Source organism: Luteimonas sp. TWI596 (assembly GCF_039674105.1).
GTDB lineage: Bacteria > Pseudomonadota > Gammaproteobacteria > Xanthomonadales > Xanthomonadaceae > Luteimonas.
This window is the reverse complement of the sequence record NZ_JBDJMU010000009.1, coordinates 118,610-135,319: the sequence shown is the minus strand read 5'-3', so window position 1 is coordinate 135,319 and position 16,710 is coordinate 118,610. Positions and strand designations below refer to the sequence as shown.

The 16,710-nt window shown below is 71.7% G+C and carries 13 protein-coding genes; 3 read left to right on the top strand and 10 right to left on the bottom strand.

Features of this window, described 5'->3' with window-relative positions; genetic code table 11:
- Nucleotides 1-18 precede the first annotated feature (18 nt).
- Nucleotides 19-1,650 (top strand): FMN-binding glutamate synthase family protein, encoded by a 1,632-nt coding sequence (locus ABE487_RS09110; protein WP_346452067.1) that lies wholly within the window; start codon nucleotides 19-21, stop codon nucleotides 1,648-1,650.
- Between the two features lie 24 nt (nucleotides 1,651-1,674).
- On the opposite strand, the gene lpxK is transcribed toward ABE487_RS09110, so the two are convergent.
- From lpxK to ABE487_RS09075, 7 genes are all read right to left on the bottom strand, one after another.
- The gene (gene lpxK, locus ABE487_RS09105) at nucleotides 1,675-2,664 is read right to left on the bottom strand and encodes a tetraacyldisaccharide 4'-kinase (protein WP_346442348.1); all 990 of its coding nucleotides are present in this window, start codon (nucleotides 2,662-2,664) and stop codon (nucleotides 1,675-1,677) included.
- Nucleotides 2,661-4,451, bottom strand: coding sequence for a lipid A export permease/ATP-binding protein MsbA (gene msbA, locus ABE487_RS09100; RefSeq protein WP_346442347.1), 1,791 nt, complete (start codon nucleotides 4,449-4,451; stop codon nucleotides 2,661-2,663). Before msbA ends, lpxK begins: the two co-directional genes overlap by 4 nt.
- 4 nt (nucleotides 4,452-4,455) lie before the next feature.
- A complete protein-coding gene (locus ABE487_RS09095; RefSeq protein WP_346442346.1) occupies nucleotides 4,456-4,908 on the bottom strand; it encodes a biopolymer transporter ExbD in 453 nt (150 codons plus the stop codon).
- Between the two features lie 3 nt (nucleotides 4,909-4,911).
- The gene (locus ABE487_RS09090; protein WP_346452095.1) at nucleotides 4,912-5,553 is read right to left on the bottom strand and encodes a MotA/TolQ/ExbB proton channel family protein; all 642 of its coding nucleotides are present in this window, start codon (nucleotides 5,551-5,553) and stop codon (nucleotides 4,912-4,914) included.
- Nucleotides 5,554-5,612: 59 nt separating this feature from the next.
- Nucleotides 5,613-8,051 carry a DNA internalization-related competence protein ComEC/Rec2 gene (locus ABE487_RS09085; protein WP_346452068.1) on the bottom strand — a complete coding sequence of 813 codons (2,439 nt, stop codon included), beginning with the start codon at nucleotides 8,049-8,051 and terminating at the stop codon, nucleotides 5,613-5,615.
- Between the two features lie 158 nt (nucleotides 8,052-8,209).
- Nucleotides 8,210-8,893, bottom strand: a complete 684-nt coding sequence (locus ABE487_RS09080; protein WP_346452069.1) for a DUF4431 domain-containing protein — start codon at nucleotides 8,891-8,893, stop codon at nucleotides 8,210-8,212.
- Nucleotides 8,894-9,194: 301 nt separating this feature from the next.
- A complete protein-coding gene (locus ABE487_RS09075) occupies nucleotides 9,195-10,793 on the bottom strand; it encodes a TIGR02594 family protein (protein ID WP_346452070.1) in 1,599 nt (532 codons plus the stop codon).
- Nucleotides 10,794-10,941: 148 nt separating this feature from the next.
- Here ABE487_RS09075 and ABE487_RS09070 point away from each other — a divergent pair, with 148 nt between their 5' ends.
- On the top strand, nucleotides 10,942-11,448 hold the full coding sequence (locus tag ABE487_RS09070; RefSeq protein WP_346452071.1) for a DNA-deoxyinosine glycosylase: 507 nt from the start codon (nucleotides 10,942-10,944) through the stop codon (nucleotides 11,446-11,448).
- Between the two features lie 183 nt (nucleotides 11,449-11,631).
- Nucleotides 11,632-12,081 (top strand): hypothetical protein, encoded by a 450-nt coding sequence (locus ABE487_RS09065; protein ID WP_346442341.1) that lies wholly within the window; start codon nucleotides 11,632-11,634, stop codon nucleotides 12,079-12,081.
- 22 nt (nucleotides 12,082-12,103) lie between these two features.
- On the opposite strand, the gene ABE487_RS09060 is transcribed toward ABE487_RS09065, so the two are convergent.
- The 3 genes from ABE487_RS09060 to ABE487_RS09050 all read right to left on the bottom strand — a co-directional run bounded on the left by ABE487_RS09060 (nucleotide 12,104) and on the right by ABE487_RS09050 (nucleotide 16,644).
- Nucleotides 12,104-12,955, bottom strand: coding sequence for a pirin family protein (locus ABE487_RS09060; protein ID WP_346452072.1), 852 nt, complete (start codon nucleotides 12,953-12,955; stop codon nucleotides 12,104-12,106).
- A 189-nt stretch (nucleotides 12,956-13,144) separates the two neighbouring features.
- Nucleotides 13,145-15,352, bottom strand: a complete 2,208-nt coding sequence (gene rlmKL, locus ABE487_RS09055) for a bifunctional 23S rRNA (guanine(2069)-N(7))-methyltransferase RlmK/23S rRNA (guanine(2445)-N(2))-methyltransferase RlmL (RefSeq protein WP_346447530.1) — start codon at nucleotides 15,350-15,352, stop codon at nucleotides 13,145-13,147.
- Between the two features lie 362 nt (nucleotides 15,353-15,714).
- Entirely contained in the window at nucleotides 15,715-16,644 is a 930-nt protein-coding gene (locus tag ABE487_RS09050; RefSeq protein WP_346452073.1) for an AraC family transcriptional regulator, read from the bottom strand.
- Nucleotides 16,645-16,710 lie beyond the last annotated feature (66 nt).

The window sequence follows — 16,710 nt, the reverse complement described above, 5'->3', positions numbered from 1 at the left end:
GCCGCACGAAGGAGTCGGATGATTCGTTACCTGACATATGGCGTCTCGGTCCTGATGGCGATCGTCGCACTGGTCTGCGCATGGACCTTGCGTTCGGGCGGTTGGGCGGTCGCGGCGGCGGTGTTCCTCGCGCTGGCGTGCCTGGGCACGCTGGACCTGCTGCAGCGCCGGGCGACGTTACGCCGGCTCTATCCGCTGACCGCACATTTCCGCTATGGCCTGGAATCCTTCCGACCCGAGATCCGCCAGTACTTCATCGAGGACGACCAGGACGAAGTGCCGTTCTCGCGCCAGCAGCGCGCGTTGGTCTACCAGCGCGCCAAGAACGTCAGCGACGTGGTGCCATTCGGCAGCGAACTGCCGATGTACGGCACGCAGTACGAATGGATCAACCACTCGCTGGTACCCGCGCACGCCCAGTCGCACGATTTCCGCATCCCGGTCGGCGAGGAAAGCGCGCAGCCCTACGCCGCCAGCGTGTTCAACATCTCGGCGATGAGCTTCGGTTCGCTGTCGGCCAATGCGATCCGGGCGTTGAACCTGGGGGCGCAGCGCGGCGGCTTCTATCACGACACCGGCGAAGGCGCGATCTCGCCGTACCACCGCGAGCACGGCGGCGATCTGGTCTGGGAGATCGGCTCGGGCTACTTCGGCTGCCGCGACGAGCAGGGCCGCTTCGACGAAGCGCGCTTCGCCCGGCACGCTGCCGAAGCGCAGGTCAAGATGATCGAGATCAAGCTCTCGCAAGGCGCCAAGCCGGGACACGGCGGGCTGCTGCCCGGCGCCAAGGTCACGCCCGAGATCGCCCAGACCCGCGGTATCCCGGTCGGGATCGATTGCGAATCGCCGGCGGCGCATTCGACATTTTCCACCCCGCGCGGACTGCTGGACTTCGTCGCGCGGCTGCGGACGCTGTCGGACGGCAAGCCAGTGGGCTTCAAGCTGGCGATTGGCCATCCCTGGGAATGGTTCGGCATCGCCAAGGCGATGCTCGAAAGCGGTATCCTGCCCGACTTCATCGTCGTCGACGGTGCCGAAGGCGGCACCGGCGCCGCGCCGTCGGAGTTCATCAACCACGTCGGCCTGCCGCTGCAGGAGGCCCTGATGCTGGTGCACAACACCCTGGTGGGCATCGGGCTGCGCGAACGCATCCGGGTCGCCGCGGCGGGCAAGATCACCAGCGGCTTCGACATCGCCCGGCAACTGGCGATGGGCGCGGACTGGTGCAATGCCGGCCGCGGCTTCATGTTCGCGCTCGGCTGCATCCAGTCGCGCAGTTGCCACAACGACCGCTGCCCGACCGGCGTGGCGACCCAGGACCCGCGTCGCTGGCGCCTGCTCGACGTGCCCGACAAGGCCGAACGCGTGTTCCATTTCCACCAGAACACCTTGCGCGGGCTGCGCGACATGCTCGGCGCGGCCGGGCTCGAGCACCCGATGCAGATCGGGCCGGAGCACATCCTGCGCCGGGTCACGCCGACCGAGGTCCGCTCGCTGGCGGCGCTCTACCGGTTCCTGGAGCCCGGCGAATTGCTGACCGGCGTGCCCGAGCACGCGGTGTTCCGGACGTTCTGGCCGGTGGCGCGCGCCGACAGCTTCGCGCCGCCCGAGCGCGCGCGCGCGATGGCCGCGGTCAAGCGCGCCTCCTGACCGGCGCTGCGGCCCGCGCCGCGTTCAAGCCTTGCCGGCCGGGCTGCGGACCGCCTCGAGACGGTCGAGCAATGCGATCCAGAACGCTTCGGGCAGCCGCGCGGCGACCGGCACGCTGTAATGCCGCTCGCCGGCGAACCGCATGCACTTGACCGCGTCCTTCTCGGTCATCAGCACCGGCAGGTCGCTGCCGAAGCGCAGGTCCTCGGGCGTGTAGCGATGGTGATCGGCGAACGCATGCGGCACCACGGCGATGCGCTGGCGGCGCAGCGTGTCGAAGAAGCGTTCGGGATCGCCGATGCCGGCGACCGCATGCACGCGCTGCCCGGCGAAGGCCGACAACGGCCGCGCCCGCCCGCCGGCCAGTGGCAGCGCGTGCGCGGTCTCCAGCCGCATCGGCCACTCGCCGAAACCAGGCTCGAGGCTGTCGTCCATGCCGGTGTTGAGCACGCGAAAATCGCAGCGTGCGCCGCGCTCGGCCGGCTCGCGCAGCGGTCCGGCCGGGATCAGGGCGCCGTTGCCGTAACGGCGGCGGCCATCGATCACCTCGATCTCGACGTCGCGCTGCAAGCGGTAATGCTGCAGGCCGTCGTCGCAGACTACGATGTCGCAGCCCGCTTTGATCAGCGCTTTGGCGGCCGCGACCCGGTCGGCGTCGACGCGGACCTTCGCCCCGGTGCGGGCAGCGATCAGCACCGGCTCATCGCCCGACCAGCGCGGGTCGCTGACCGGCTCGACCCAGCGCGGTGTCCCCGCCTCGTCGCGGCCGTAGCCGCGGCTGGCGACGCCGGGCGTCCAGCCCGCGGCCTGCAGCCGCTCGACGATGGCGATCGTCAACGGCGTCTTGCCGCTGCCACCAGCGATCAGGTTGCCGATCACCAGCACCGGCCGCGCGACCTTGCGGGTGCGCAGCCACGCGCGTCGCCAAGCACTGGCGCGGGCGTACACGCGGGCGAGCAAGCGCGCGTGCAACGGTGGGCGGCTGCCGTCGAACCAGTAGTCCGGTGCCTTCACGCGCCCTGCTCCGCCGACGGCTCGGGCTCGCGGAACTGCATGCGATGCAGATGCGCGTACAGGCCGCCGCGCGCGAGCAGTTCGCGATGGGTGCCGTGCTCGACCAGCCGGCCATGATCGAGCACCAGCACCTGATCGGCATGCTCGATCGTCGCCAGCCGATGGGCGATGACCAGCGTGGTGCGGTCGGGCATCAGGTGCTCGAGCGCATCCTGCACCAGGCGCTCGGATTCGGCGTCCAGCGCCGCGGTCGCCTCGTCGAGGATCAGGATCGGTGCGTCCTTGAGCATCGCGCGGGCGATCGCCAGGCGCTGCCGCTGGCCGCCCGACAGACGGCCGCCGCGACTGCCGATGCCGCTCTCGAGCCTGCCGGGCAGCTTGTCGACGAACTCCATCGCGTTCGCGCCGCGGATCGCCCCCTCGAGCGCAGCGATCGGCGCGCCCGCCATCTCGCCATAGGCGACATTGGCTGCGACGGTGTCGTCGAACAGCATCACCTGCTGGCCGACCAGCGCGATCTGCCGGCGCACGTCGGCCAGCCGGTAGTCCTCCAACGGATGGCCGTCGAGCAGGATCTCGCCGGTCTCGTGTTCGTAGAAGCGCGGCAGCAGTTTGATCAGCGTCGACTTGCCGCTGCCCGAGCGGCCGACGATCGCGGTGACGGTGCCCGGACGCGCGACGAAGCTCACATCCTCCAGCGCCGGCTCGGCCTGCCCCGGATAGCGCGCGCCGACGTGGCGGAACTCGATCTCGCCGCGCGCGCGCGCCAGCGGCCGCACGCCCGGGTCGTGCTCGTCGGGCGCATCGAGGATCTCGAACAAGCGCTCGGCCGACGCCACCCCGCGCTGGAGCATGTTCTGCACGTTGGTCAGCTGCTTGAGCGCGGGGATGATCGCCATCATTGCGATCATCAACGCGACGAAGCCGCCTGCGGTCAGCCGGCCCTGCGAGGCTTCATAGCCGGCGATCAAAAGCAGCAACGCCAGACCGATCGAGCCCATCAGTTGGACCACGCCCGAGGAGATCGCGCGCGTCGCCTCGACCTTGAGATTGAGCCGCATGTGCCGCTCGGCGACCTCCGCATAGCGCGCGTTCTCCGCGGCCTGGGCGCCGTAGATCTTCACTTCCTGCTGGTTGCTCAGCGACTGATCGGCGGTCTGCATCAGCATCGCGGCGCTGTCCTGGATGCTGTGGCTGACGCGGCGGTAGCGGCGCGCGACCTTGCCCATGATCCACGACAACGGGGGCGCGATCGCCAGGATGGTCAGCGTGACCTGCCAACTGGTCATCAGCATCACGATCAGCGAAGCGATGATCTGCAGCGACTGCTGCAGCATCACCTTGGCCGCGTCGATCGCGGCCTGCGAGACCTGGTCGCTGTCCGAGCCCAGTCGGACCAGCATCGACGGCACCGGCTCGGCATCGAAGCGCATGCCCGGCAGCCCGAGGTACTTGGCGAGCACGCGCACGCGCAGATCCCGCGCAATGCCGCGCCCGGACTTGGCCATGTTGTAGTCGGCCAGGTAGCCGGCCAGGCCACGGACCACGAACAGCGCGATGATCGCCGCCGGCAACCAGAGGTTCACGCCGGCATTGGCCGACACGAACGTCTCGTCGATGATCGGTTCCATCATCTTGGTGAAGGCGCCGCCGGCAGCGGCCTCGATCAGCATGCCGACCAGCGCGACCGACAGCAGGCCGCGATAGGCGCCGGCGAAAGTCAGCAGCCGGCGGTAGACCGGCCAGGCGCGATCGGCGCGTGTCGCGCCTTGGGGGGGAGAAGCCATGACGTCAACGTTCCTGTGAAGCGGGCTCGGCAACGCGTCCGGCCGTCTGCGGCGCGGTCGCGTTGGCGATGCGGGTGAAGCCCAACTGGCCGAGCGCATCGTAGGCGGTGACGACCGCCTGCCAGGGGGTGCGGGCGTCGGCGCGCAGCAGCACCACGCGCTCGCGGTCGTCGCCGGCGACCTCGACGATCGTGCGCTTGAGCGCGTCGACATCGGTGCGCAGCGCCTCGCGGTCCTGGACGAAGTAGCGGCCATCGGCATTGATCAGCAGGGTCAGCGTATCGCCCCGGGCGTCGTTGCGCTCGCCGGTGGCCTGCGGCAACTCGAGCTTGAGCACCGAGCGCGCGTCGAACGTGGTGGTGATCACGAAGAAGATGATCAGCACCAAGATCACGTCGATCAACGGCACGAGGTTGATCTCGGGCTCGTCGCGCGCGCGCCGGTCGCGGATGCGCATCGCTCAGCCCCGCCCCGGCACGACGGAAGGCGGGCGGCGCGCCGTGCGCGGGTCGATCGCGTCCATCAGCAGGATCGCCTCGTGCTCCATCGCCACGATGTAGCCGTCGATCCGCGCGCGGAAATGCCGATGGAACATCAGCGCCGGCACCGCGACGATCATGCCCGTCGCCGCGCACACCAGCGCCTTGCCGATGCCGCCGGCGAGCTGGTCGACATCGCCGATGCCGTGGTCCATCACCCCCAGGAACATCTGGATCATGCCCACCACCGTGCCGAACAAGCCCAACAGCGGGCCGGCCGCGGCGATCGTGCCCAGCGCGTTGAGATGGCGCTCCATCGCGAAGGCGACATGGCGGCCGACGTCCTCGACGCGCTCGCGGATCTCCTCGCGCGGCCGGTCACGGACGTCGAGCGCCGCCGCCAGCAATGCGCCCAGCGGCGCGGTCGCGCGCAGCGAGGCGATGTGCGTCGGGTCGAGCGCGCCGCGCGCAGCCCAGGCCCGGACTTCCTCGCCCAGCCCGGGCGGCAGCACCGCGCGGCGACGCAGGGCCCAGAAGCGCTCGACGATGATTGCCAGCGCGAACGCCGACAGCAGCAGCAGCGGCATCATCGGCCAGCCGCCGGCCTTCACCAGTTCGAGCACGCAAACCCCTTCGGCCACGGGGCCGGTCCACTCGGGCGACTAGGATAACGTAGCGCGACTCAGCCCCCGGCGCCGCGCTCGCTGCGGCGGGCCGCGTCCCAGAGCCGCGGCGTCCGGGTGCGCTCGCCGGCCACGCGGACCCCGCCCTGCCCCAGGCGCACCCGCAGCGCGCCGGCCTCGGCCGTGCCCGGCGTGGCAGCCCCCCCGTGCGTCCAGCGCGCGAGCGCCTGGGCATGTGGATGGCCGAACCGGTTGCCGTGGCCGGCCGACATCAGCGCATGCCCCGCCCCGGTCGCGGCCACGAACGCCGGATCCGACGACCCGCTGCTGCCGTGATGCGCGGCGACCACGACGTCCGCCGCCAGCGCTTCGGCGTCGCGGTGCACCAGCAGCCGCTCCACGAGCGTATCGATGTCCCCGGGCAGCAGCGCCGTGCCGTGCGCGGTCTCCACGCGCAGCACGCAGCTGGATGGATTGCGGAACGGTGGGAAATACAGATCCGGATGCAGAAAGCGGAACACGACGCCATCGGCGCGCCAGGCCACGCCCATCAGACACGGCGAAGCCCCCGGCACCCGGTCCCATTGCGGCGCGAACACCACCGGCGCGGCGAAACGCCGCTGCACCGCATCCAGGCCCCCGGCGTGGTCGGCATCGCCATGGCTGACCACGATCGCGTCGAGCCGGCGCACCCCCAGGGCGTGCAGTGCCGGCACCACGACCCGTTCGCCGGCATCGTAGCCATCGGGCATCGCCGGCCCGGTGTCGTAGAGCACCGTGTGGCTGGCAGTGCGGATCAGCACCGCCAGCCCCTGGCCGACATCGAGCACCACCAGCTCGGCCTCGCCGACGCCGGGCAAGTCCCGGTCCGGCCACAGCAACGGCAGCCACAACAGCGCGGCGAGCCCCTTGCCCGGCACGCCGCGCGGCAGCAGCAGCCAGAACGCGGCCAGCAGCGCCAGGGGCAACGCGAGCCGGTGCGGGGCCGGCAGCCACCACAGTGCGAACGGCGCGGCCGCGAGCCAGTCGAACAGCCGCCAACTCGGCGCGAACGCCCACGCCGCCAGCCGCCAGGCCCAGTCCCCGGCGCCGGCATGCAGCGCTTCCAGGCCGGTGCCCAGCACCGAAAGCGGCACCACGACCAGGCTCCACCAGGGAATCGCGACCAGGTTGGCCAACGGACCGGCCAGCGACGCCTGGCCGAACAGAGCCGCGGTCAGCGGCAACAGCCCGAGCGTCGCCACCCACTGCGAGGCCAGCAGCCCCCGCGCCGCCGACAGGGCGCGCGCGTCGGGCAGACACCACACCAGCCAGGCAACGCCGGCGAAGCTGAGCCAGAAACCCGCCGACAGCACCGCCATCGGATCGACCAACACGACGGCGGTCGCGGCATAGGCCAGGGCATCGGCGATGCGCAGCCGACGGCGCACCAGCCGGGCGACGACGGCGACCGCGATCATCAACACCGTGCGCACGGTCGGCAGCTCCCAGCCGGCCGCCGCGGCATAGAGGCTGGCGGCGGCCAGCGCGACCAGCGCCGCCGCCTGCGGCCGGGGCAGCAGGCGCCCCAGCGACGGCAGACACCACCACACCGCGGCCGCCAGCAATGCGAACGCACCGCCGACCATGCCGACGTGGAAGCCCGAGATCGCGATCAGGTGGGTCAGGCCGGTGGCGCGCAGCGCTTCCCAGTCGAGTTCGCCAAGGCCGCGCGTATCGCCGACCGCCAGCGCCCGGACAAAGCGCGCGGCGTCCCCGTCGACCACCCGCTCGATCCGCTCGGCGGTGCGATGCCGCCAGCGGTCCATGCCGCCGGTCGCTTCGAGCCGCGTCATCGGCTCGCCGGTGCGCAGGTAGCCCACGGCGGTCACGCGCCGCGCCATCGCGTGCTTCTCGCTGTCGATCCAGCCGGGATTGCGCAGGCCGCGTGGCGCGCGGATGCGCGCGGTGAAGCGCCAGCGGTCGCCGGGTTCGAGCGCCAGCCGGCTCGGGTCCGGGGCCGCGTCGCGGGCATCGAACCACGACAACCGCAGCAGCCGGCCGCGCAACGCCGCAGGCCCCGCATCGGCGTCGACCCGGAACTCGAACCAGGTCCGTTGCGCCTCGTGCACCGGCAGGCCGACCAGGCGCCCCGACACCACGACGTCGCTGCGCGCCATCGCGGCCGGCCACTGCAGCGAGAGCGCGTGCGTCGCCTGCAATCCGCACAGGGCAAGGCCGAAGATGCCCGCACCCGCCATGCGCAGCGCCACGCGCCCGAGGGCCCAGGCCACCGCCCCGAGCGCGAGCAGGCCCCACAGCACCCACATCGGCAGCAGCGCCGGCAACGCGAGACAGACGGTCGCGCCGAGCACCAGCGCCGCGGCGGTCGCGGTGCCGAACGTCGCGGCCGACGGACCCGTCGCGCCGACCTCGATCCGGCCCGATCCACCGCCACTGCTGTCACTGTCGCCGGCGCCTCCATGCGGCCCGGCGACCGCAGCCTCGTCCTGTTCCATCGCGCGCGTCCTGCACTGTCCTGGTGACAGCCTGCGGCGCGGCGCGGCCGCGCGCAGTCCGGCAACGGTGCACCCCGGGGTCAGAAATCGCCGCGTCCGAGCCCGTGCGAGACGTCGGCGCCGGCCTCACGCTCCGCCATCTGGCATCGGCTGCGTGGCTACGGCCGGTAGTACTCCACCCAGCGCCAGCAGCCCGCCTCCCGGGCGAAGATCAGCGCACCGACGCGCGCTTGGTCGTCGACGCCAGGCGCGATCCGCCAGTTCGGCATCGCACCCTCAGACGAGGCCGCATAATCGGCGAGCGGACGCGAGGCTCGCGCCAGGCCGGCATCGTCGTCGAGCCAGGCCGGGCACGCCGCCAGCAGCGCGGCGCGGTCGAGGGTCTGCACCGGATCGTCGTCCAACAGGCCCGGCGCGCGCAGCGGGAGCCGGGCGTGATTGACCAGGGCGGCACAGTCGCGCCGGGCCAGCGCGTCTCGGAATGCCGGCCACGCGGCGTCGAACGGGCCCTCCAGGCAAGCCGCGGTGTCTTCACCGGCGGACAGGCAGGCGTCCGAGGGGGCGCTGTCGGCCACCTGGATCAGCACCTCGGTGTAGTGGTGCCCGGTCTCGGCAGGGAACAACGTGCCGCGCACACGTCGGCAGCCGGGCCGGAGTCCGGCAGCGCCGCTGCCGGCGAGTTGCAACGCGTCCACCCGCCGCATCGTGGCGCCGTCCTCGACCTCGATCGGCGCGTCCAACTGCAGCACCGGCACCCGCACCACCGGATCGTCTGGCGATTCACCGAAGTCCGGCGGGCCCCGCTCCTCGCGCATCGCCACCCGGCCGGTGACGACAGACACTTCGGGCTCGAGGCGATAGCGCACAGGCGCTGCGGGCGCTGGTGCTGACGCGACAGCCGCTGCGGCCTCGGCTCCTGGCGGCACAGGCGGCGCCTGGGCCGGCGCTGCCGGTTGCGGCCCGCAGGCCACGAGCCCGGCCAGGGCCAGCATCCAGGCGGATCTGCAGTTGCGAACGGCCATGCGGCAGGGTCCGAACCGGACGATGGCCCAGCCTAGAGGCCGGCGCGCCGGCGCGCCAGATCCCCACAGCTGTGCGCCGCACGCACCGGCCGGACTGCGGCCGGCAACGCGTGCCGCGCCGTCATGGCGTGCGGGTCACGTGGCCTTCCTGCCAGCCCTCGACCACCTGGATCGCGCCGACCACGCGCGCCAGTTCGGCGGCCGACAGGCTGGCGATGCTGCGGCCGCTGTCGAGCCCGGTCAGGCGTTCGATGGTGCGCTGGTAGGCGTTGGTGTCGTTCTCCACCGGCGGTGCGTAGCGATGGATCGCGTTGTTGATGCTCAGATCGCGATAGCTCGCCCCCTGCAGCAGCGCGCCGATGGCGCGTTCGCCGGTGGCACGATCGGGGAAAACCGCAAATCCGCGCGGCCCTGTGCCCAGGGCGCCATGGGCATTGGCGAAATCGCCGGCGCGGATGTTGCCTGGATTGTGGTTGCGCCAGGCCAGCGTGCCGCCGCTGCGGGTCTCGACCGAACCGTCGGCGTGCGTGATGACGGTATCGCGCCCCTGCGCGCGGGCGCGTGCGCCGCCCTCGCCCGTCGCCGCCGCGGCATCCGGGCCGGACGCGGTGGACGTGGACGGCGTGGACGCCCCTCCGCTGGGCACCCGGACGAACTGCCCGGGATGGATGAGGTCCGGGTTCGCCGCCAGGTGCGGATTGGCCTGCAGCAGCGCCGGCAGGCCGACGCCATGCCGGCCGGCGATCCCCGACAGGGTATCGCCGTCGCGCACGGTCACCGTGGTGCTCGCCCCTGCCGGCAGCGCGACGGTGTCGCCAGGATGGATCCGGTCGGGCGCCGCGGACAAGCGTGGATTGGCCGCCAGCAGCGCATCGAGCCCGATGCCATGACGATGCGCGATGCCCGACAGGGTGTCGCCGGCGACCACCGTGACCTGCCCACCGCGCGGAGCCGGCGATGGATCGGGCGCGGGAGCCGGCGCGTCCGGCGTCGACGGCGGCGCGACCGGCGCCCCGCTGGGGCGGCGGATCGCGATCGCGTTGCCCAGGTCGTACGGGGCCACGTTGACCGCATTGCTCTGATTGCCGCCGAGCAAGTGCACGGTGTCGCCCTCGACCTGATCGACGAAGCCGACATGGTTCGGGAACACGACCACGTCGCCGCGCTGGATCTCGGCGCGCGGCACCGCGTCGCCCCAGTTCGCCCACTCGCGTGCGCGGTAGGCCTCGTTGGCGATCGGATGACCCGCCGCCTTCATCACGAAGGCGACGAACGAGCCGCACCAGGCGTTGTCGCGGCCGCTGTCGTCCTTGCCCCAGAAGCCGGACGCGGCGTGGTATTCCATGATCCGCGGGTTCGCGCGCTTCCCCGAGACCTCGGCCTGTCCGAGCTCGCGCTCGGCGATGGTCATCCAGTCAGCGCCGCCGTCGTTGGCCGCCGGCAACTGCGCGCGGATGCTCGGGTGCACGCTCGACAACGGCTCGGAGCTGGCATGCGCCGCCGGTGCCGCGGTCCCGGCGACCGGTTCGGGAATCGACAGTGTCTGGCCGCCGGCGATCCGATCCGGATCGCGGACCTGGGGATTGGCGGCGAGCAGCGCATCGACGCTGACACCGTGCTGCTGCGCGATGGCCGAGAGCGTGTCGCCCGGACGGACGGCGTAGTCGCTGCCGGCACTGCGGTTGGCGTGGCTGGAAAGCGATGAGACGGCATTGACCATGGCGGCAGGCTCGCAACGCGATAGCACCACCCTCGGCGACCCGCGCAGCCGGCACAATCCGGGGCCGACCCCAGCCCGGGTCGACCCCAGGAGCGCAGGCGTCATTGCAGGCATGGCAGCATGCGGGCCCCGCCTCAGTTCCACACCGATGCCAGATCCCGTGCTCCGCAGCTTCGCTCCCGTCGTCGGCCCCGGCGCACGCGTGCTGGTGCTCGGCAGCATGCCGGGCGTGGCCTCGTTGGAGGCCAGTCGCTACTACGCGCATCCGCGCAACCTGTTCTGGCCGATCATGGGCGCGCTGTTCGACGCCGGACCCGAACTGCCCTACGCGCAGCGGCTGGCGCGCCTGCAACAGGCAGGGATCGCTTTGTGGGACGTCGCTGGCGAATGCGTGCGGCCGGGCAGCCTGGATGCCCGGATCGAGGCCGGCAGCGTCGTCGCCAACGACATTGCCGGCCTGCTGGCGGCCCATCCTGGCATCGACCGCATCCGCTTCAACGGCAGCGCCGCGCAGACCCTGTTCCGTCGCCACGTGCTGCCGGCACTGCCGCGCGTCCCGGACTTGGCGCGGCTGCCCTCGACGAGCCCGGCGCATGCGGCGCTGCGGTTCGACGCCAAGCTCGCCGCCTGGCGCACCGGCCTGTGCGACGCCTGACCGGCCGTGGGCGCGCGCCCGTCGCCAACGCGAGAGCGCGACTGCCGCGATGCGGATCGCCGGCACACGCGCAGGTCCCCGATCCGCGGACGCGGCGCTTTCCCAAGCGCGTTCTCTTCGTTTCCCATACGCGCTCGCCGGGCCCTGCGCTATGGTCTGTTCAAGTCACACAGGGAGCCAATGATGCATCGCATCCGAACGCTGGCGTTGCTTGGCGCATTGGGTTGCGGCGCCAGCGCCGCGCAGGCCGAGACCACCAGCGCCTGTCCGCAGTTGCCGGTCATCGCCAACGTGCAGTGGATCGTGCAGGAGAGCGACGATTTCGTGTTCTGCCGCGCGATCGAGTTCGACACCCAGCGTCAGCCGTTCGCAGTGGCGATCGGACGCACGCCGACCTTCCAGCCGCGCCGGGGCGAACGGATCGGCCAACCGATCCGCATCGACGGGCTGTCGGCGTGGTGGCACGCACCGCAGAACGACCTGACCAGCGCCATCGTGCGCGAGACGCTGCTGGAGCTGGCCTCGGGCGACTACGCCCACATCATCGTGCGGGCCGACGACCCGGCGCAGCTGGCACGCACGCTGCGCCAGGTCGAACAGTTGGAATTCGCCGACGTGCGCCTCGGCAACTGAGAGGGCGTGCCTGGGGCCGGCTTTAGAACCGGCCCTCCTGGAAATCCACGAAGGCCTGCATCAGTTCTTCGCGGGTGTTCATCACGAATGGGCCGTGGCGGGCCACCGGCTCGCGCAGCGGACGACCGCCCACGACGATCAGCTTTGCGCCGTCCTCACCGGCGCGCAGTTGCAGCCGCGCGCCGCCGCCGAGCACGCCCAGCTCCTGCGCGGCGAGCGGGCGCATCTGTTCGCCCTCGCCCACCGTCGTCTGGCCTTCGTAGACGTAGGCGAAGACGTTGTGACCTTCGGGCAGGTCGAACGCCCAGGCGCTGCCCGGCGCCAGCGCGATGTCCAGATACAGCGGCTCGGTCGCCGGCTGCGCGATCGGGCCAGCGGTGCCGTCCACGCTGCCGGCGATGAGCTTGACCGTCACGCCGGGCGCAGGCTCAGCCACCGGCAGCCGCTCGGGCGCGAACTCCTGGTAGCGCGGCGCGGTCATCTTCTCGCGCGCGGGCAGGTTCACCCACAACTGGAAGCCGCGCATCCGTCCGGCCTGCTGCTCGGGCATCTCCGAATGCACCACGCCGCGCCCGGCGGTCATCCACTGCACGCTGCCGGGGACCAGCAGGCCCTCGTTGCCGTGGTTGTCGCGGTGGCGCATGCGCCCGTCGAGCATGTAGGTCACGGTCTCGAAGCCGCGGTGCGGGTGCTCAGGGAAGCCGGCCAGGTAATCCTCGGCGCGATCGGTGCCGAACTCGTCGAGCATCAGGAACGGATCGAGATCGGGCAACTGCGGCGTGCCGATGACGCGGGTGAGCTTGACGCCGGCACCGTCGCTGGCGGGCATGCCGCGCACGGTGCGCACGACGCGGGCAGTCTGGGAGGCAGTCATCGGGAACTCCGGTCAGGGTCGGAATGCACACGATGCGGGTGCGACAGGCCAATTCCATCGGCGCGGATGGAACGCAGGTTTCCGTGGGCACCTGATGCAGCGCGCCTGATCGTCGTCATGACGGGCCAGCTCCATCCCCGGCCGCATCGCCGAGGTCCATGACCGGGCGCGATCGCACGCCCGGCCGCGTCAGCGCGCGATCAAGCGCCAGGCGCGATGGATGCGCGGATTGCGCTCGAAATCGGGCGCGATCGTCGCCGGCGTAATGTCCTCGCAGTGCGCGAACGCGGCCACGGATTCGGTATCGAGCCGGAACCGGCGGAAGTTGTTGGAGAAATACAGCGCGCCGCCCGGCGCCAGCCGCGCAACGGCCGCGCGCAGCAGCCGGACGTGCTCGCGCTGGATGTCGAAATCCTTGGCCCGCGCCGAGTTGGAGAACGTCGGCGGGTCGCAGAAGATCAGGTCGTACTGCGCGGTCTCGGCCTCCAGCCACTGCAGCGCGTCGGCCTGCACCAGCCGGTGCCGCGCGCCGCCCATGCCGTTGGCGGCGAGATTGTCCGCGCACCACTGCAGGTAGGTTGCCGACAGATCGACGGTCGTGGTCGTCCGCGCACCGCCGGCCGCGGCATGCACGGTCGCGGCCCCGGTGTAGCCGAACAGGTTGAGAAAGCGCGTGTCCGCCGCCTCCTCTGCGATGCGCAGGCGCATCGGGCGATGGTCGAGGAACAGCCCGGTATCGAGATAGTCGAACAGGTTCACGCGCAGACGCACCTGACCCTCGTCGACCAGCATGAACGCATGGCGCGCGTCGAGGCGGCCGTACTTGCTGCCGCCCTTGCCGCGGCTGCGGGTCTTGATCGCGATGCGCTCGCGCGGCATGCGGAACACCTCGCGGGCCGCGCTCAGCACGTCGCCGAAGCGGCGCCGGGTCGTGGCTTCGGGAATCTCGGCCGGCGCGGCGTACTCCTGGACGTGCAGCCACAGCGGCGCGCCGTCGGCAGCCGGATCGGATGCGGACTGGATATAGACGTCGATCGCGGCCGCGTACTCGGGCAGGTCGGCGTCGTAGACGCGATAACAGGTCACCGCTTCGCGCTCGCGCCAGGCCTTGAACCTGCGCAGGTTCTTGCGCAGGCGGTTGGCGACCATCGTCGCGCCCTCGCTCAGCGCCTGCGGCGCGTCGTCGACCTCGCGCTGGGGCGGGCGCACCGGATCGCAGACGATCAGGCTGCACTCCAGCGCACCGTTGAAGACCTGATACTTCTTCTTGGCGCGCAGGCCGGTGGCATGCGCGAGTTCGGCATCGCCGCACAGCAGGCTCGCGCGCCAGTCCGGCACCGCGCGCGCCAGCGCATTGCCGAGACTGCGGTAGAGCGCAGCATCGGCGGCCAAACGGGCATCGTAGGGCGGATTGCAGACGACCAGGCCGCGCGGCGCGGCGGCATCTGCTGCGACATCGTCGGACGGCGCGGACGCCGGCGGCGCCTGCAGGGCGACAACGTCGCCGACCTGCCAATCGATCGCATCGCGCAGCCCGGCCGCGGTAGCGTTCTCGCGGGCGGCATGGATCGCGTGCGGGTCGAGGTCGCGGCCGAAAAACGCCTTGCGCAGGCGCTCGCGGCCGCTGCGCTCGCGTGCCAAGGCCTCGTCGCACAGGGTCCGCCAATGCCCGGCGTCGAAGCCGTGCCAGCGGCTCGGGGCGCGGCCTGCGGTCGCCGCGCCGCCATCCCGTGCCAGGCCCGGCGCGACATCGGCGGCCATCAGCGCGCCTTCGATCAACAGCGTGCCGCTGCCGCACATCGGGTCGAGCAGTGCGCCGCCCGCGGCATACAGCGCCGGCCAGCCGCCGCGCATCAGCACCGCGGCGGCGAGGTTTTCCTTCAGCGGCGCCTCGCCTTGGGCGCGGCGCCAGCCGCGGCGGTGCAACGGCCCACCGCCCAGGTCCACCGAGAGCAGCGCGCGCCCCTTGCGCACCACCAGGCTCAGGCGCAGGTCCGGCGCCTCGACATCGACATCCGGGCGCGCACCAGTGGCCTCGCGCAGGGTGTCCACGATCGCATCCTTGACCCGCTGCGCGGCGTAGCGCGCATGGGTGATCGCGCTGCCCGAGACATGGGCATCGATCGCCAGCGTCATCGACGGGTCGAGATGGGCCGCCCAGTCGACCGCGCGCGCGCCGGCGTACAGCGCGTCCTCGTGCTCGCAGGCGTAATCGGCGATCGGCCACAACACCCGGCTGGCGAGCCGCGACCACAGCACCGCGCGCTGCGCGTCCTGCAGCGTGCCTTCGGCGTTGACCCCGGCGACGGTGGCGGTGGCCTGGACCGCGCCCAGCGCGAGCACCTCATCGACGAGCAGGTATTCCAGGCCCTTGGCGCAGGAGACGAAGAATTTCACGGACAGGCGGTCCACAACGAAAGGGAAAAGGAGGATGCGGCGCACGCCGCACGCGTGCGCATCGCCAGCAGCCGCGCCGGATCCTCGGCGGCCGCAGCGATGACCACGGATCGGGAATGGCGTGCAACGGACGGCACGACGATGGCGCGCAAAATACCACAGGGCCCTGCTCGCCCCGGCTGCAGGGCGATACGACGCGCAGGCCGCCAGCCATCGCGAAGACGACCGCGGCGCGCACCTGGAGACCGCAGCGCGGTCACGCAGCCGACCATCTCGCGCAACCCGGCGCCCCGGCCGATGACGCGCGTGCGGCCCGATCGTCACGCGCTGACCGCTGACGGGGGTCGCGCGCGTGGCGCCGCTCAATGCGAGGCGACGAAGCCACCGCCGGGCGCAGCCGGGGGCACGGCGAAATCGGCGCGCATGCGCGCGACCTCCGCCCGTGGCGGCCGGCCGAACAGCCGTTTGAACTCGCGATTGAACTGCGACGCACTCTCGTACCCCACCGCATGACAGGCGGCCGTGGCGGTCATCCCGTCGCGCGCCATCAGCACGCGCGCCTGGTGCAGGCGGATCGACTTCAGATACTGCATCGGCGCGACCTGGGTCACGGCCTTGAAATGGGCATGGAACGACGGTGCGCTCATGCCGGCCGCCTGCGCCAGCTGTGCGACGTCGAGCCGCCGGGCGTGATCGCGGTGGATCCGCTGCAGCGCCCGGCCGATCCGGCCGAACTGGCCCTGCTGGGCCAGCGCCGCGCGCAGCGTCTGCCCTTGTGGTCCGGTCAGCACACGGAAGTACAGCTCGCGTACGAGCGCGCGGCCGAGAATCGCCGCGTCCAGCGGCCGGCTCAGCACCCGCAGCAGACGCTGCAGGGTCTGGTGCAGCGTGTCATCCATCGGGCTGGACACCAGGCTTCTGGGCGCCTGCGCAGGCGGCACGCCGCCGGCGTGTTCGATCTCGAGCATCAGGCCCGCGGCGAGCGGCACGTCCAGATGCAGGTACAGCGCCAGCAATGGCCGCTCCGCGCTGCCCTCGGACTGCATGGTGAAGGGCACCGGCACCGAGACGGCGAGGTAATGCTGCTCGTCGTAGACGAACACCTCGTCGCCGAAGTACCCCCGCTTGGCACCCTGGCACACGAAGACGATGCCGGGGTCGTAGAGCACCGGCGTGAGCGTCAGCGGCCGGTCCGACCGCAGCACCCGCACGCCCGGCAGGGCCGTCAGGGTGTAGCCCTCCCGCGGCGCCAGGGCGCGCAGCAGCGCGACAGAATCGAGTGCAGCATTCATAGAAATAGGCAAGCAAAGCAGACGTTTCGGCGTCGTGCCCGCAGGGTGTTAATAGCATCCTACAGG